General features: G+C 54.8%; 10 protein-coding genes and 3 pseudogenes. 3 read left to right on the top strand and 10 right to left on the bottom strand.

All coding sequences use genetic code 11. The features are described 5' to 3' along the window. Positions 1-23: 23 nt before the first annotated feature. The 6 genes and pseudogenes from J5274_RS25280 to J5274_RS25255 all read right to left on the bottom strand — a co-directional run. Positions 24-470 (bottom strand): annotated as a pseudogene (locus J5274_RS25280) (cytochrome c biogenesis protein DipZ); the annotation flags it as partial. Positions 471-584: 114 nt separating this feature from the next. Next, on the bottom strand, positions 585-1541 hold the full coding sequence (locus tag J5274_RS25275; protein ID WP_219275732.1) for an HD-GYP domain-containing protein: 957 nt from the start codon (positions 1539-1541) through the stop codon (positions 585-587). A 467-nt stretch (positions 1542-2008) separates the two neighbouring features. Then, positions 2009-2468: pseudogene (locus tag J5274_RS25270) on the bottom strand (IS6 family transposase); the annotation flags it as partial. A gap of 348 nt (positions 2469-2816) precedes the next feature. Continuing rightward, positions 2817-3076, bottom strand: a pseudogene (locus J5274_RS25265) (transposase); the annotation flags it as partial. Positions 3077-3597: 521 nt separating this feature from the next. Beyond that, positions 3598-4518, bottom strand: a complete 921-nt coding sequence (locus tag J5274_RS25260; RefSeq protein ID WP_219275731.1) for a flagellin — start codon at positions 4516-4518, stop codon at positions 3598-3600. A 1462-nt stretch (positions 4519-5980) separates the two neighbouring features. Beyond that, complete coding sequence (locus tag J5274_RS25255; RefSeq protein WP_219275730.1) at positions 5981-7927, bottom strand: methyl-accepting chemotaxis protein; 1947 nt, start codon at positions 7925-7927, stop codon at positions 5981-5983. A gap of 1001 nt (positions 7928-8928) precedes the next feature. Between J5274_RS25255 and J5274_RS25250 the strand changes: the two genes are divergently transcribed. From J5274_RS25250 to J5274_RS25240, 3 genes are all read left to right on the top strand, one after another. Further along, on the top strand, positions 8929-9927 hold the full coding sequence (locus J5274_RS25250; protein WP_219275729.1) for an OmpA family protein: 999 nt from the start codon (positions 8929-8931) through the stop codon (positions 9925-9927). Positions 9928-10358: 431 nt separating this feature from the next. Next, positions 10359-11456 (top strand): HlyD family secretion protein, encoded by a 1098-nt coding sequence (locus J5274_RS25245; protein ID WP_219275728.1) that lies wholly within the window; start codon positions 10359-10361, stop codon positions 11454-11456. Then, entirely contained in the window at positions 11453-13603 is a 2151-nt protein-coding gene (locus tag J5274_RS25240; protein WP_219275727.1) for a peptidase domain-containing ABC transporter, read from the top strand. Before J5274_RS25245 ends, J5274_RS25240 begins: the two co-directional genes overlap by 4 nt. 227 nt (positions 13604-13830) lie before the next feature. Here the strand turns inward: J5274_RS25240 and J5274_RS25235 are convergent, their stop codons facing one another. The 4 genes from J5274_RS25235 to J5274_RS25220 all read right to left on the bottom strand — a co-directional run bounded on the left by J5274_RS25235 (position 13831) and on the right by J5274_RS25220 (position 17198). Next, positions 13831-14031 (bottom strand): bacteriocin, encoded by a 201-nt coding sequence (locus J5274_RS25235; protein ID WP_219275726.1) that lies wholly within the window; start codon positions 14029-14031, stop codon positions 13831-13833. A gap of 154 nt (positions 14032-14185) precedes the next feature. After that, on the bottom strand, positions 14186-14773 hold the full coding sequence (locus J5274_RS25230) for a LuxR C-terminal-related transcriptional regulator (protein WP_374113770.1): 588 nt from the start codon (positions 14771-14773) through the stop codon (positions 14186-14188). A 160-nt stretch (positions 14774-14933) separates the two neighbouring features. Then, a complete protein-coding gene (locus J5274_RS25225) occupies positions 14934-15314 on the bottom strand; it encodes a hypothetical protein (protein WP_219275724.1) in 381 nt (126 codons plus the stop codon). A gap of 234 nt (positions 15315-15548) precedes the next feature. After that, complete coding sequence (locus J5274_RS25220; protein ID WP_219275723.1) at positions 15549-17198, bottom strand: hybrid sensor histidine kinase/response regulator; 1650 nt, start codon at positions 17196-17198, stop codon at positions 15549-15551. Positions 17199-18178: the final 980 nt, after the last annotated feature.

Below are 18178 nucleotides of genomic sequence, written 5' to 3'. Positions count from 1 at the left end.
TCTCTCCATCATCAAAGTCCGTCCTAGCCGAACGTGAACGCGTAGGCCTGAACACCGGGGTCGAGGAACTTGATCTGGAACGTGTGATCGGGCATCGGCCCCTTCTGGCGGACCAGATGATACAGACGCTGGCCCGTGATCGTTCCCTTTTCTTCGGCATCCGTGTCCGTTCCGTGGCTTTCGCCGGGAGCCTTGCCGTCGATCATCACCTGAAACCGCACAGGCTTCCCATCGGCGCCAGGTCCGAGTAGAAGATGCAGATCCCGTGCGTGGAATGTGTAAAAAATACCGCCATCTCTGGTGTTCGACACGGCCATCTCGTCGCCCACTGTTCAGTTTCCTGTCAGGCCCCACTGATTGAGAGTGGTGTTCTGGAGTTGATAGTCGTGAGCGGCATGCTTAACGAGACCGTCTTCCGGCAAAAAGTTCTCGGCGCGGGCATAGCCCACATAGGTTTCCGGCGACTGGACCTTTTGAGGTCGTCGGAATGAAAAAGATACTAGTGCGACATATATTCGTCCAATATCCGCCTACTCTGCGTAGTACGCCGTTGTACGTTGATGTTGTAAATCGGATCGACGATGTCATGCTCTAATCACGCCATCGATGAATTGATGGAGGAGAGGTCGGTCAAAGGCTCCTTCTGTATCCAGCATCCATGATGCCGCATCCAAGGACGTCCAAGGCTTCTTATAGGGTCGCGCAGACGTGAGGGCATCGTAGACATCGCAGATTGCGGCCATTCTTGCGTAAAAACTGAGCTGCGGGACCGTCAGGCCGATGGGATATCCTTTTCCGTCAAGTCGTTCGTGATGATGAAGGCATACGTCGAGCACAACGTCCGGCATGCCCTTGCCACGCGAGAGTATGTGATGCCCGAGCGAAGGATGTCGACGAACGAGGTCCATCTCGCTATCGGTGAGGGGGCCGGCCTTCGTCAAAATCTCGATTGGCATACCAATCTTTCCAATATCATGGACTAGGCCGCTCATTCCAAGTAGCGCAACCATTGCCGCATCGAGTTTGAGATGTCGCGCCAGCCGGATCATCAAAGCCGCGACCGCTAAGGAATGTAGAAAGGTCGCCTGATCTTTTGTCTTCAGCCGCGTCATACTGATGAGGATTGAAGGATTAAGATCCACTGAGCTGGTAATTTCCTCAATGACGGGCGCTACCATTTCGACCGTGACGGCAGATCCGGCGCTAACGCCGTTGAAAATGTCCTTTAACAGCGCAGAGGAACGTTTAATTTTCTCAGCCGTCAGAACGCGCGCTTGCCGGGTACTAGAGGTCGATAGCGTCCTGACAGGAGGAGCTAGGACATCGGTCCCGAGTTGCATCGAGCTCGACGGAGAAACATCAAGTCCTTTCGATGTGTTGATGACAATGCCGCTGATCCTGCTATCTTTTAGACTTGTCGCTAAATCCTCGCGGTTCAATTGGAAACGACGGCCAGCGTTTGGGGTATCTTGCCAAACGCCTTCCAACGCCTCGATAAACATCCCGATGCGCAGTTGATCTTTACCGATCCGTTTTAGCATTGTTTCACCCTGGGATGCGGCGCTGTTTCAGATACGAAAAATGTTGCGGGATAATTTCAGAATAGGCGACTATTCTTTGATCGAGGCGAGTGTGCAGATTGCGTGAGCAGTTCGGCATCGGGGACATTCATCAGTGTGCTCGAAAGAGAGTAGTGAGAAACCGATCCGCAGCTTCCGCGAATGGAAAACTTATTGCTTTTTCTTCGGCCGCTTTTTATCCCAGAATCAACCGATGAAGAGAAATTACCTAGATCAACCAACATATGTAATATCGGCTGTGTGCCTCCATCAGAGTTAACCGCTTTCATAGGCCAGCGCCCTTTATGGCAGGCGCACGCAAGTTATATATTGCTAAAATGATATGAGACTGAATTTCGCCAAATGGCTGCACGTGCGAGCAGGCGATCCGTAGAGGCTTTACGCGCTTGGCTTGCGTTCTTCATCACGCAGGTCAGACAATTGGACAATAATTGGATCTGCCACTTGGCCGCGTCGTAGAAGCGTAGCTTGTCAGTGACCATTGCACGCGGCGCGCGGCTTTGTGCTTTGAGGAGCTTGCGCATCAAATATTTTCGCCGCCTTGGCGTTGAGGCGGTTTTGCACCAGCCCATCGAGGATAAAGCCGTTCTGGTCAACGGCGCGCCAAAGCCAGTGCTTCTTTCCACCGATGGTGATGACAAGCTCATCAAGGTGCCATTTGTCCCCAAGCTTGCCGGCAGATCGCCTCCGGCTGTCATTGGCAAAGCGCCTGCCGAATTTCTCGGCCCAAATTCGAACGGTCTGGTGAGAGAAGATTACGTCACGCGCTACTAGCAGATCCTCGACCATCCACACGCTGAGCGGAAACCGGAAATACAGCCAAACGGCTTGGGCAATCACTTCCGCTGGATGCCGACGATAAAGAGGATCACGGGTAAATTTGTTGATGCCGCCAGATCCTACACTTTGGTCGATCCGCGGTTAACGTTACGGTGCCGATTAAGGCTCTGGAGCGTGGACAAGCTCGAGCTTCGTCCAGCCGACTAGATACCGTCGCCGGGCGATTGCCTATTAATCAACCGACATGCAAACTGGTCCATGCCGCAACACAAAAAGACCCATTGTCATGCCATGGACCCGCGCAACGACAAGCCCAACCCGATGGACTGGTGTTCTTCATTCGGAATTGGTCGAACTGGATGATTGGAATAATCGCTCAGAGTCGGACTCGAAAAGTGCGCGGCGACAATCAAGGTGAGACACGTCTCATCCTGATCGCCGCGCTATAAAAAGCCTTCAATTATATCGATGCCTTGCAAGCCGCCGAATGATCAGGCGAATGTGGGCGATCATGATCCAGCGTCTGAGGAGGCGATGGACTTTTCGAAATCCTTTGCCAGCCTCCGGCATCTGCCAAACTACGCGAAGGTCCGCTCAACGACCCCGCGCCGGGGCAGCACTTCAAAGCCGTTCGCTTTGTCAGAGCTCTTTATGATCTCGACCGTCCTGCGCCTGACCTTCTTCAGTCGCCGCTTCAACTGGTGGCCCGCATAACCGTTCCCTCACCGGCAAAAACCCGTGCCGGTGAGGATAGAGACATCTCCAGACTAAACCTGTGAGATGATGGCTTCTACTTCGGCGAATTTCATTTTCGAGCGGAGAGCCATTGGCTTTTGATTAATAGTCATCCCGACCGCGTGTATCCAGCATACGTCCTTGGCACTGGGCCGTATTGCACAAATCTGATGGGTCGGGATGAAAAACGTTTGCACCGTTTCCCCGTTATGGTCGAGTAAATCGACCTCAATAAGTTGACCGATTAGTGCGCTCCCTTTGGAAGGATAAAGTAGACCGCAGGAGGTAGATTAAATCCCTGCGACTAAGTCTGTTTCTAGATTTCGTGAGGAATTTCCGATTTGGCCCTGATGCTTTCGCTGCTTGTGTAGCGAGGAAGCCGACTTCACCATAACTCTTGTGAAGCTTCCACAGCTGCATTCTGATCCTGATCAGCACGTCTAAATCCTCAAGCCGTGCTCCCCATCTGCAGCTTTCAAATACGCCCACTATTCGGCGCCATTTACTTGAATAGGCTGAGGATGCTCTGCGCCGAAGAGTTGGCGATTGAGAGAGACTGGACCGCAAGCTGTTGTTGCGTCTGGAGGGCGGACAGCTTGCTCGATTCCTGCTCCATGTTGGCATCAACCAGCTTGCCGACGCCTGATGTAATGCTATCGCTCAACGACGATGCAAATGTCGTCTGCAAATCGATACGGCTCGACAACGAGCCGAGCTGGGCTGCAGCACTTGTCATCGAAGACATTGCCGATTCCACCATATTCATGGCGCTATCGATGCCGCCGCCTGTCATTCCGCTAATATCGAGGCTGTAGACTGAAAAGCTCGAAGATCCGATCGATTCAGCACTCCCAAGGATCCCCGTGCTCATGTCAGCACCGCCGGCACCATCCGAGCCGAACAGAACGTTACCATGCGATCCGGCGTTGAAGGCAAAGGCTGACGTGGTAACTGAGACGCCGCCAGAGGCATTGCGGATGAAGGAGGAAACAACTGAAGCAGACCCGCCTGAAGCAGCGACAACCCAGTTTTCACCGTTGAAGGAAGCTGAAGTGGCAACACTTTTCAGCTGGGCCTGGAGCTGGGTAAGCTCTCCCTGGATCTTACTCTTATCGACACTGCCTTCCTTGGCGGTGACGAGCTTGTCTTTGATCTGGCTAACGATACTTATAGCGCTGTCCATTGCGGTATATGCAGTATCGACTTTCGCTGCGCCGAGACCAAGAGCGTCGGATACCGCGCCCAAAGCACCGACGTCGGACTTCATTGTTGTCGCAATGGACCAGTAGGTCGCGTTGTCTGATGCCTTGGAAATGCGCAAGCCAGAAGAAACCGCGCTTTGAGTCTGGGTCAAACTGCTATTGACGTTGCGCAGTGTCATGAGAGCCGACATTGCGGCATTATTAGTCTTGATACTCGTCATGGGATTGAATGCCCCTTTGGCACTGGAGGATGGAAGGGACATTCCGGTTCGGGCCCGGAAATAGCGCTCGGCGTCATGCCTATTAAACAAGAAATACGAAGGATAATTGCTATTGCTAGCTGTAGCTATAGATTTGTATGGTTAACGTTTAATTTAAAACCTACCGAGCACGAATTATATTTAAACCCGTATTGAGTGTAGCAAATACTCATTGAATTGTTAAAATAATATACAGGCAATCACAGAGAAACGCGAACAACTCCAAACGCGTTACTTCGTTTGGAGTTTTTGAGAAATTGCCTAATCGCAATCAGGCTGCCAGCCATCTACTAAATGGGCTACATGAGCCGAGGCTGAATAACGAGAAATCTTTCCATGGCAATGGTTGTATAAATAATTGGGCAGCTTGTTCGCTGTCAGCCCATATACGGCTTCCGGGTAACTTCGTTCAGGCCGTTGTGCCTTGAACCGCCAGCGACCGGGGTGCGTGCCCTCCACGCCGTCGGGGTTCTGTCTGAAGCTTTCGGGCGTGTGCCTGGAAGCTCCCCAAGCTGAAGAGGCGCTTGAGACGTAAGGCCGATCAGAGGCGGGCTATCACTTTGATGTTACCTCGGACGGAGACTCGTCGAAGATTTCGTTGCCATCAGTTCTACATCAGCTCAGTCTTATATTTAAGTCTGCCCGTGAATGCCCCACATGATCGGGCGCACTACTACAAATACTGACGCACTAAAAACCCTGAACGCCATGATCGCGTTCAGGGTCTCTTTTTGGTCGCGCACTGAACGCAGCATCACAACAGCGCCCTGGTGCCGTCCGTAAGTATGTTTTCTGACGCTGCCGACGTGTCAATTTCCTCACCGGAACGGGCCGGCGAGGAAATTATCCAGTAAAACGACGACCTGAACTCATTAATTGTTCTGGAAGCTTTCCAAGCTGAATGTGACTCACCGCGATGACCGGCTGGCTACCGGACAGATGACGCACTCAAGCAAAGGTGTGCGAACCTGACACTTCCAGCGGACCAACTGAATAGACAGAAGGTGTTTCTGGCAGTGCGCTTCCTTGGAGGACTGAGAGTGGTCGATGGTTTTCATGAGACGGGTTCGGCTCTACACCAACCTCTTGGGTCATCTGGCTTTCGGCAAGAGATTCTACGTCATGGATCATATGACAAACGACCCCATGCATCCTCTCCATACAATTCCTCAGCTTCTTGAGCTGATCAGTCAACTCTGACTCTGGGGGATGAGCGGGGTGTGCAGCCCTAAAATTTTTCATTTCGAGTATAACATTGCCTTCCACATTGATCCCTTTCTATAACGTTGGAACGCCGGGCACCAAATCTGTCGGAGCCTCTGTTTCTACCATCCGCGAGAGCCGCGGATGGTGTTGAAAGAGCTTCCGCCATTGGCACACGGTGCTACGCAAACCGTACCGCTCGTCGTTCGCTTAGCTGCGATCAAAACTCTTCCCAGCTTTCCGCCGCGGCGGCACTGGCACCCCCCATGCCGACAGCACCGGCCACTTTTGCAAGCATGCGTCGCGCGGGAGAAGCCACCGCCTTATGGTGACTATGGGCAACCTCCGGCCTACGCGACGCAGTTGATTCACGGGCACCGGCAACGTTGAATTCAGCGATGATCTCCCGCAGGCGATCGACCTCGCCGGCAAGTGCGGCGCTCGCCGCAGTCGATTCCTCTACCATAGCAGCGTTCTGCTGAGTAACCTGGTCCATCTGGTTGACAGCGGTGTTGACTTCGGCCAAACCTACCGACTGCTCCTTGGCGGATGTTGCGATCGAGTCCAGCTGCGTGTTTATCGAAATGACCTGCTCCTCGATGACTTTCAGGGCCTGTCCGGTCTCCTGCACGAGCTTGACGCCGTTGCTGACCTCTTCGCCGGAGTTGCGGATCAGATCCTTGATCTCCTTGGCAGCCTGCGCTGACCTCTGGGCGAGTTCGCGGACTTCCTGCGCCACGACAGCAAAACCTTTACCTGCCTCGCCAGCGCGGGCCGCCTCGACGCCCGCATTCAAGGCCAGCAGATTGGTCTGGAAGGCGATCTCGTCGATGACGCCGATGATGCTTGAGATCTGGTTTGAAGATTGCTCTATACGCTGCATGGCAATGACCGTGTTGGAGACGACCTCTCCCGAGCGCCGTGCCGATTTGTTGGCCTCGATGGCTACGTGACGGGCTTCTTCAGTCCGCTTGGAAGAATTCGAAACGTTGATCGTGATCTGGTCGAGTGCAGCTGCAGTTTCTTCCAGTGAGGCCGCCTGCTGTTCCGTGCGTTTAGAGAGATCGTCAGCGCTCCGGCTGATTTCGCGTGCACCGCTGTCGATGGATCCCGTCGCTATTGAAACCGAGCGCATGCTCGAGGCCAACTGGTCGACGGCGGCATTGAAATCGGCTCGCAGGCTCTCGAAGTCGCTGGCGAAGGCCTCCCCAAGGCGGAACGTCAGATCGCCGCTTGAAAGGTGCTTGAGCCCGTCTGCGAGGCCGGAGGTTGCCTGGGCCATCTCCTGGGCGCGCTGGCGGTCCGCCTGGGCGACGCGGCTCCGTTCTGATTCACTGGCGGTTCTGGTCGATTCGGCATCTCGTTCGAGTTCTTTCGCACGAAGCCCGTTGTCCTTGAATACCTGAACGGCTTTGGCCATGTTGCCAACCTCGTCGCGCCGGTCAGCACCGTCGACCGCTGCTGTCAGATCGCCACTGGCAAGCACGTTCATCGTCTTCGCCAACTGCTGGATTGGCGTAACAAGCCAGGAACGAATGGCAAAGAATCCAAGCACGAGCACCGCGACAAGTCCAACTGCAACGATCGTGAGCGTCGTCATGATCGTGCTGTTGGTCACGCTGGTCAGCCTGTCGCTTTCTTTAGACGCTGAGTCGGCAATGCTATTGCCCAATGCAGTGATCTTGGGCGAAATTTCAGCAAAACCTGGCTGACACTGATTTAGAAAGATTTGTTCCGAGGCTGAGATTTCTGCGGGGGTAGTAGAAGCCCTAGCCGCGGTAATCGTTGCAGCGCACTTTCCTGTCAGAAGCTGAAGGCCTTCTGCCTTCAACGCGGGTGCTTCAGCCCTGTCAGGCAAGGCCGCGATGACCTCGTCGATATACTTGACGAAGCCGTCCTGATTCTCCTTAATCGCGTTCTCCGCAGCGGCATTGAGCTGATCGGTGTTCGACATCAACAGGTCTGCAACCGAGGCTCGGACAGCCTGGAGACTTTGGTTGGCTCTTGCTGTTGCGAGCGCAGCGGCTGATTCGCGATCGAGCAGGGAGCTGTAGCCTGCATCGACCATGCTGAGCTGCCGGCCCGAATAGAGCGATACGCCGAGCGCGAACAGCCCGAAGCCAGCCATAATGATTAGAAATTTTCCAATGATAGATACGTGTTTCACTTGTAACTCCGGCGTAATGAATCTTTGCAAAGGGTGCCGCTAGCAAATCATTTGCGTCGCAAACGGTCAGATGGCCTCGGTTGGAACCAGCTTGCCGACCCCACCGGTATGCTGCATCTTCCACCGTCGTCAATCACAGCTGATCGGCGACTCGCCACGCGGACTTCAGCTTCTAATAAAGTAGCGCGCACTACCTAAGCGTTTATTAATTATTTCGGATGCGCTTTGCTTACGACAGCCAATTTTGTAAGCATACACAGCCAGTATGGGAGGACAGATTGGCAAACGGGGAAGCGTACTCATCGTATCAATGAGCTTGTATCCCTCCTTGCTCGAAAGGTACTCCCTGTGGCGTTCCAGTTTCGCTATTGGTTCGATTTCGATTTTGCCTCCTGGCGTCAAATCCTCGAAAAAATATGTGATTGGCACACTGAGAGCGGTTGCCATTTCGTAGACCTTGGATGTGCTGATGCGGGGTTCGTTCCACGCTCATAATCTGAACTTGGTGGAATGTAATTCCGAGACATTCCCCTAGGGTTGTCTGAGACATCCCTATTTGATTTCGCCGCATCCGTACCCGCTGACCCACATGGATATCGATCGGGTGTGGGCCATCTGTCTTCACACCGCCTCTGGCCAATAATTCCTCTTGTTCCGCCTACGATCCCGCCTCGCCTACTTTGCCAATACCATACCTTTCCAGAAATTCTATTCTGCAGATCTGCAGGCCAGCGGCAATCACCGCTAGATTTAGTTCTCAAAAAGTACGCCTTCAGTAGACCGGATTCTTCGCCATTGCAAAATGCAAACTAACGGAACCGGCGGGGCCAGGACAAGGCAACTAGTGCAAGCATACTAATTGCATTTGCCTCCCTGGAATGTATGCCCTGTAGGCACACAGCCGCCGTTTCCGACGCATTGAGGCCAGTTTGCGCGTCTCATGCCTGGTCGCCCGTGAATCTCGGAGCGTTGGCAATATCCACCAACGAAAGGATTTCGATATGTCTGGATTCCGAACAGGTCTCGCGACCATCTCCCTCATTGCTGTCACGGGTCTATTTACATTCGCCGCGGCCGAAACGCCGACGCAGGACATCAAGGGAGGTAAAGACAATCCAATCGTCTCGCGCTTTGTCGGTGCGACAATCATCGGCTACCGGCAACAGGACTATGCGGCAGTAACCTTGCCCTTGGGGCCGTATGACGCCAGTCAGAAAAACCGTTTTGCCAAAAGCCAGGCCGCCGAAGGCCGCCTGACCAGCATCGCCTACGCCGTACCCGAGGGGAAAACGGCGCTGGAAGTCTACCGTAACTACGAACAAACATTGAGCGCGGCCGGGTTCCAGCCGTCATACCAGTGCGAAGGCGAGACCTGCGGCGGCTACGATTTCGCCGCTGCACTTGTCGACCCGGTCAATCAAGCGATGGGGTCCAGCCTTTTCAATCTCAGAATCGACCTTCTTAACGCTACCAACGGCGATGTGCGGGCAATGACTGCCCGTCTGGACCGCGTTGAGGGACCGGTCGATGTTTCCGTGCTGGTAAGCCAGGACAGTGGGAAGCAGGTCGGTGTGTTGCTGCAAGTCGTTGAAGGCCGCGAGATGCAGAAAAATCAGGTCACTGTGGACGCAAAAGCGATGAGCGATGGCCTGGGCAAAGCCGGCCACATTGCGCTCAATGGCATCCAGTTCGAAACTGGTAGTGCGACTTTGAAGCCGGAGTCGGACAAAACGCTGGCACAAATGGCCGAGATGTTGGTGCGCGATGCAACGAGAAAGGTCTACATTGTCGGCCATACCGACAGTTCAGGGGCGATCGAGCACAACATCGAGCTTTCGCAGGCGCGTGCCGCCGCAGTCGTGAAAGCCCTTACAGACAAATTTGGCATCGACGCCAGCCGGCTTTCCGCTCAGGGCGTTGGTCCCTACGCGCCTGTTGCCAGCAACCTAAGTGATGCGGGCCGGGCCAAGAACCGTCGGGTCGAACTGGTCGAGAAATAGATGAGCAATCGTGCGCTTTTCTACCGTCGCGTTCGCCAATCTGGCGTGAGACTGCCCCGATATCACCGGCGCTAGGACACCTGTACTAGTTACGCTCTAATGCAATCTGCGATAATAGTGCGCATCATTTCGATCAGGCTGCAGCCGGGTACTACAAAGCGGCTAATGACCGCTCGCGATGGGTTAGAACCTTACGGAGCATCGCAGTTCAGGCTCCCAACCGCCAGGAGCCGACACTGAAACACGAACCTTCCCATCTTTTCCGGCCGGCAGTTCGTGAAGCTCAGTCTCTGGGGTGGGTGGGCAGACCGGTTGTCATACAGAACTTACCCTTTCAGCTAAGCGCTACGGTCTCGCTGTTGGTCGTTGCGTTCGCCGTCGTGTTGACCGTGTTCGGACACTACACACGGCGGGTCCGAGTAGAAGGGGTAATGATGCCCTCGACTGGAATCAGCCGCATCGCTTCGCCCCAGAACGGATGGATCACCAAGCAATGGGTCAACGACGGCGACAAAGTTCGGCTGGGACAGCCGTTGTATACCCTTCGCCTCGATAACACGACGTCGAACGGATCGACCGAAGAAGCTGTCATCGCTTTATTGAGAGAAAAGAGAGAAATCTTGCGCGTTGACCTTGATCGGCAGGACGCGATCAACCGAGAGAAAAAAACGGGCCTGGAGCGCGTCCGCCAGAGCATCGAGGCCGAGGGACGGCAGATTGACGACCAGATCGCCTTGGCGTCGGAACATGCCGTACTGCTGAAGGCGATGGCGGAAAAGCAGAAAGCCAATCTGAAACGCGGCTTCGCCAAGGATTCCGACTACGAACCACGCCTTCAAAACGTAATGTCTCAGCAAGCACAGATCGAACAACTCAAGCGCGATCGGGCCGAAATCCAGACGCGTTTGCAAGACACGTTGGCTCAGCTTGCCTCATTCGATCTCAACGCGGCCTCCGAGATCGGCAAAATGAAGCAGGACATCATAGAGGTCGAACAACGACTCTCCGAGAGCGAGGCAAAGTGGGAAATCACACTCACTGCGCCTAGGGACGGAACGGTTACAGCGCTGATCGCGCATGCGGGACAGACTGTTTCAACCGGTACGCCGCTTCTTTCAGTCCTGCCCGCAGGCGATCCCCTGGCGGCGCAGTTGCTTGTTCCCAGCAGCGCCATCGGCTTCGTCAAAGAAGGACAACGCGTCCTCATGCGCTACGATGCCTTCCCCTATCAGAAGTTTGGCCAATACCCGGGCACAGTGGCCGCCGTCTCTGGTACGACGCTATCGGCCGACGAAACACAGATCTCCGGTTTGGCGAGACCGGAAGCCGGCCAACGGGAGGAGATGTATCGGATCACAGTCCAGCCCGACCATCCAGTTGTTCAAGCATATGGAAAATCCACGACGGTTCAGCCCGGGATGCGGTTGGAAGCAAGCATTCTGGCTGACACGCGCCCTCTTTATCAGTGGGTACTGGATCCGCTTTACAGCTTGGGACGGGCAACGTCCACGGACGGAATAGACCGATGAACGCGCCGCCAGTCCTGTCCCTTCTCACGTCGAAGATCTCCAGCGGATTGCGATCGCAGCCGCCGATCATCATCCAGGCCGAAGCGACGGAATGTGGCCTGGCCTGCATGGCCATGCTTGCCGGGTATTATGGCTATCAGATCGATTTGCCGGCAATCCGACGCAAGTTCCCAACATCCCTCAAAGGGGTCACGATCCGCAATCTGGTAACGATGGGCACTGCCCTTGGGCTCGCCACCCGAGCTCTGCGTGCGGAGCTAAACGCGCTCTCGAAGCTGCGATTGCCTTGCATCCTTCATTGGGATCGTAACCACTTCGTTGTTTTGACCAAGGTCGATCGGCGCAATCTCGTCCTCCATGACCCAGGCCACGGCCGGCGGGTCATCAACATTGGCGAAGCATCGAAGCATTTTACCGGTGTCGCACTCGAAGCGTGGCCCACCGAACAGTTTGAGATGAAGACAGAGAAAGACGCGGTCAGTATCTGGAGGATGGTGTCGAGAACCCAGGGACTCGGTAAAGTCGTCCTTGCCATCCTTGGTCATTCGCTTCTGCTGGAGACCGTGACAATTGCGATGCCGATCGGGTTCCAACTCGTCATCGATCAGGTGGTCGTGACATCGGATTACGACCTTCTGGCGTTGATTGCCATCGGCCTGTTCGGTCTCCTGTTCTTGAAAGTCTTCCTTGGATTTGTCAGATCAAGGGCAGCGCTTATCGTCGGTTCCAGCATCACTCTTCAGTGGAAAGTCGGGCTGTTCGACAAACTGATGCAGCTGCCTCTCGATTTCTTCGAAAAACGGCATGTGGGAGACATCGTTTCGCGGTTCGGTTCCCTGGATGAAATCCAGAGAACTGTCACCAACAAGGCTATTTTTGCCATCGTTGACGGCGTGATGTCGATTGCCCTTGTTGCGATGATGATTGCGTATGGCGGCAGCCTCGTCTTCGTCGCGATCGCGTCCGTCTGCCTCTACGCGGTACTGCGTTCACTCACCTATTCCCGATATCGCGCGCTGTCCGACGAGGCGATCATTCATGAAGCCAAAGAACAATCCCATTTCATGGAAACCGTGCGCGGCGCGGCAAGCCTCAAGGCGCTCGGCCTCGAGAAGCAACGCCGCTCGCTTTGGACCAACTATCTTGTCGAACGCGTCGGCGCCAATATCCAGACGGAAAAATTCAACCTTGTTTTCCAGGCAGCAGCGCAAGCCCTGTTCGGATTGGACCGAATCCTCATGATCTATCTCGGCGGTCACGCCATTCTCGGAGGAACGCTCTCGGTCGGGATGTTCATTGCGTTCCTGACTTACAAGGATCAGTTTGCCGAGAGGATCAACAGTTTTCTCGACACAGCGGTCTCGCTGCGCATGCTATCGTTGCATGGCGAGAGAATTGCAGATATTGCGTTGACCACTGACGAGGAAACCTATCCGGCACCTTTTGTTGAGGTCGATAAGAGCACTTCGGCATATGGGGCCTTGGCGCTGCGGGACATCGCCTTCCGATATTCGGAGAATGAGCCAGATGTTCTGACCGGGATAAATCTGGATGTGGCCGCCGGCGGATGTTTAGGAATCGCCGGGCCTTCAGGGGCCGGAAAGTCGACCGTGCTTAAAATCATGGGCGGGTTGATAAAGCCAACACGGGGCGAGGTATTGTTCGCAGGCCAGTCCATCGCATCACTCGGGCTTGCAAATTTCCGCGATCATATCGGGTTTGTCCTTCAGGAGGACAGGCTGTTTGCGGGATCCATCGCGGACAATATTGCAGGTTTTGCTGGAGACGTTGACTTTAGGCACGTGCAATTCTGCGCCGAGGTCGCGGCCATCCACACCGATATCATTCGCATGCCAATGGGATACGACACCGTGGTGGGCGACATGGGAAGTGCTTTGTCAGGAGGGCAGAGGCAGAGGATCGTGCTCGCAAGAGCGCTGTACCGAAAACCCAAGATTCTACTCCTGGACGAAGCAACAAGCCATCTGGATGAGGAGAACGAAGAGCGTGTTAACCACGCCATTAGGCAACTGCCTATCACACGCGTCATTGTCGCTCATCGGCCCTCCTCCCTTGCTGTCGCCGACATGCTTTTCCATGTGGGTCAACCTCTGCCTGCAGACGCTGCCATTGCAAAAAACGGCTAGGAGGCTGGAGGCAGGGTCTTGGTCTAAGTATGCAACAGAGGTAAACAGCCAGCGACGCAGACGACGCCCCGTTATTTGCGCAACTCAAGTTGCTAGGATGGCATCGACCGATATTTGAACGGTTCATTCGAAGCGCGGCAATCAAGATGGCTCACCATGATTGCCGCTGCTCAATCTTTGAGGGCGATCTTAAGATCAGTAATGACCCAGGATTGCGCGCCGCAATCTTATCTCATGCAGAGTTCCGAATAGACGAGGGATTGGCCCTTGTAGATATAGGACCAGCTTCCGCCCGCGACGTCGGTCTTTCCGATGGAGTAGCCAAATCCTGACAACTCCCAGCCACCGCTGACGTTGTCAAGTTCCTGATCGGTGAGCTCGCGCAGGTTCGAGTGCGCATCTTCCCGCGAAACCATTGAATGTTCCATGTTATTTCCTCTTTTGATAACATTAAAGCACACGGCCTGGAGGCGCGTGCACCGCCAAAAGCTAAACAAGAAAAGAGTCCAAGGCGCAATTAGGACAGCTGTACTAGTCTACCCGTGAGAACCACCTGAGGGGCGGCTTACAGTCGCGGCCCCGTTACATGAGCTGTTTGTCATCTACATTGACCAAGCCTTCACTGATGCCCTTGGTCACTGCCGCGGAGCGTGAAGAAACGCCAAGCGCGCGCATCATTGCCGAGACGTGGATGCGAACGGTAAATGGCGATATCTCAAGAGCCGAAGCGATTTCCTTGTTCGTCTTGCCGGCTGCGACAAGGTTCAAGACTTCGGCTTGACGTTCGCTCAGGTGTACCTCCTTAACGTTGGCCGTATAAGCATTGGCCGGTAGGCGGACGATGATTTCCCCTTGGCGCATGGCCAAAAGGGCATCGGTCAATTCCTTTGGGGAGACGGACTTGTTGATAAATCCGTTGACGCCACAGGCAAGTACTGCCTGCATTGTCGCTCGATCCTCGGCCATGGTGACGACGACGATCGTGGAACGGTCGAACTCGTGCCGAAGGGCCTCGAGCTCCGATCGGATGTTGGTGCGCGAGAAAAACAGATCGAGGACGAACATGCTCGGTTGCTGAGGCTCTGCTCTCGCCAGCGCAACGGCCGCCTCGTACGTATCCACGCCCAGCACGGTCGCGTCTGGCACAAGACGTGCAATCAATGAGCACAAGCCGTCGCGAAATACGGGGTGATCGTCCGCTATTATAATGCACTCAGTACCCAAGGAAGGTGTCCTTTCGAGCGCCGGTTCCTGGTAATCCTAAAACGTCTCACGCGGTTGGGCGAACTGGCGAGGCTACATTTTTGCAGCCTCGCACGTCGTCAAATCCTTACATGCCCCAGCGATCGACAATCCCCCGCTTGTCGAACCAGATTTTCAGCAGCTGATACTGGCTGTCCCGGCGTCCACTTTGAGCGATATGAGAGGCAGTCGAGATGCCCGCCACAGGAATAAGAGAGCTGGCAGCGTCGAGCATATTGGTGCCCTTTTCTGCGGTGTATACCCAATCCTCGGTACCGTTGGATTGGATGCTAGACAAGCTCGGCGATGGTTCCCCGAATGCCCGGCGGACTTCTTCCTTGGTTGTTTTGCCCCTTATCAGATGCTGCCGTGCGTATTCCGGGTTGATCTTATCCACATTGCCGCCGACATATGGGTTCACGCATCCTGCAAGCATCGCCAGGCCGGCGATCATAATTAAACGCTTCACTATCTCTCTCCAAAATTTAAATACGAATGAGGACGATGCACGAGTGGTACTGGGCCCTGGGAGGCGGGTTACCTCCAGTTGAATGGCCCTGCCCTTCGTTTATCGCGAACCGCCAGCGGGGGGAACTAGCTCACATGTACTAGCGAGCCGGCCACGACCTACGGCTGCAACGAGCCTCTCGCTGTCGATAAAGCCCCGCGCAGCATTGGTTGCGATGCGTCTAGGAGGGGTCGTCTAGCCCATCGCCATCATCTTGCGGGCTTCCAGCGCCTTGACCACGATGATTGAGCGCAGTTCGGCCGGCCTAACCGGTTTGGATAGGATCGGGATTTCTGCGGACCCTAGATCCTCTCTGACGCGTGCTTCGTCATGGCCGCTCATAACCACAACCGGGATGTCCCTACCGCTCCGCTCGCGAACGAATGAAATGCACTCCGTCCCGGTGATGCCACCGCCAAGGTCGAAATCGGTTATCAGCAAATCACATTCCGCCAGATTTTTGGGTATCGCCGGTTCCGCCTGAACCTCGCATCCCCATTTGCGTAGAAGACTTGCCGTCGCCGCCAACACGGCTTCGTCGTCCTCAACCAGAAGCACGCGCAGCCCGTTGACTATCATCGGCTGTCCTGCGACGGGCTTCGGTTCCATCCGCGCCTCCTTGCGCACGATTGGCAGATTGCCCAGTGTCACGCAAGTTCCACTACCTGGCACCGAGCGCAGGTCCACGTCGATATCGAGCAGGTGCCCAAGTCGCCGGACGATCGGCAGACCAAGGCCTACACCTTCCACATCTTTGTCGCCCCGTTCACGGACCTGATAGAACTCTTCAAAGACCTTTGCCTGATGTTCGAATGGGATGCCTGGGCCGCGATCATAGACCTGCACAGCCAAGCGTCCTGAGCGGCGCCGGCAACCGATGAGGATGACCCGGCCGGCGGCATATTTGACAGCGTTATTGACGATATTCTGCAACATCGTAGTAAACAAAGCACGGTCAATCTCGACAGCGACATCGCAGGTCACGACGCGCAGCTCAACGGCGTTCAGATGTGCCGCTTCGGAGTTTTGCCGCAGGACATCTTCAATGACCTCGGCGATCGTAATGTTCTCGCATTTCGGCGTGACCGTGCCGCTATCCAGCGTCGAAATATCCAGCAAAGATTTGAACAGGCGCGACACGCTTTGCAACGATCGGTCAATGTTTTCCACCATTTGCAATTCTTTTTGCTGCAAGCTGGAATCGCGCAGGCACGCCGTGAACAAGCTAATCGCATGGATTGGCTGCCGCAAATCGTGGCTCGCCTGGGCGAGGAACCGCGATTTTGAAAGGTTTGCTTCCTGTTCGGCAGCGTAAGCTTTATGCAGTCGTCCGAGCAGAGCATAGATGTACGCGGGCACCAACACAGTGGTGACCGCAAAGGTGAGGACCATAAAGGGGTTATCGTTCCAATAGGAATTGAAGTGTGTGATTACTGCAATCCCAATGAGCGTACCTAAAGTTGACACCGCGAGGTAAGCTTGCCCGTAGCGCAGACCATTCCCAACCGTCACCCAGAGCATGATCGCAAAGAGCGGGAGGAACGTGGCCCCCCCAACCGCGATCGTGTAAGTGAGCGCGCTGAGGTCGTGGCTGATCGTTATGCCTCTACGAACTAGGTTTTCTCCTGGTCGCTTTGAAATCCAATAGTAGACCACGATTGAAAATGGCCAGAAGTAGCAGTAGAGGATCTGCACTCCCCAGGCCTCCACCGGCGCGGTGCCCGCCAGTATTGGCACGATTGTATAAATAATCGCTCCGGTGACGATAATAATCCGGATTAAGGCTTGAGCCTTCTCCGTATCGAATTCTTCATCCCTTCGCTTGCCCGGCACAAATTTTCTCATAAGCAATGCTCGCATTTTAAATTACCACAGTCGATCACCTTTTCGTACTCAAAACGGGGTTAAAATCACACCCCGTAGCTGCAACGCCGATCGCATGTGTGTTAGTGAAATGCTCAACTCTGCCGCGCTCGAGACACTAGCGAAAGGAACAAATAGGGAAGAAAAGCAATAGAGGATTACGCGATGATTATTTTATGCTCGCCTAATAAGAGAGAAATCACCCCGCTTAGTGCGGTCGCGGACCAACATTTCACCAACGAGCGCGATCGTTCGGAACGACAAACATCACAACGAAGATAGCGATGAGCCCACCAACGCTAGTTATCAATGCTGGTGGATACCTATGTCTCGTCGTTGCACCGCGGCCGTCTACGCCGACGCGTCGCATCGGCGTCAGAAGGTGGTCCTTTGGTCTCGTCCTTCAGAACTGCTTGCTTGCCCTCACACGAGCGCCGGCTGATTTCTCACCCTCGCCTTCGAGATTGAAGAGTAGGCTTGCATCTAGCAACCACATTTCAGCTGTCTGCATTGAAAGACCGGCGGTGATCTGCCCAAACGCGCCGGACCCGTCTAGACCAGAGAAACCGCCCGTCAGCCCAAGCTTCGGAGTAAGCTTCCCGCCGTTTTCCAGCGTGAACGACCGGGCGATTTCCGCGCCAAGGCTGACCCGAAACTGTTCTTCCTTGAACCCGTCGATGCTGATCGCGTCGCCGCCGCTGTTCTGGACAGTGTAGTCTTCGACCTTTTCGGAGAAATATACCACCCGAAGTTTCGGAGAGAGGGTCGTCTCCTGATCGACATTGAACTGCCCCACTATCGAGGTGTCGGCCATCCAGCGTGTCGTGTCGAAGGTTCCATCCCAGAATACGGTATCGATATCGTTGCTCGATCCGCCATAGCGCAGGCTGGCATTCCAGAACACACCTTTGCCAATCTCGAGCGACGCATAGGGACCGGCGAGCCAGCCGTTACCCGTGAGC

The organism is Rhizobium sp. L51/94 (assembly GCF_019355555.1).
In the GTDB taxonomy this organism is placed as follows: domain Bacteria; phylum Pseudomonadota; class Alphaproteobacteria; order Rhizobiales; family Rhizobiaceae; genus Rhizobium; species Rhizobium rhododendri.
This window is presented reverse-complemented; position numbering and strand designations above follow the sequence as displayed.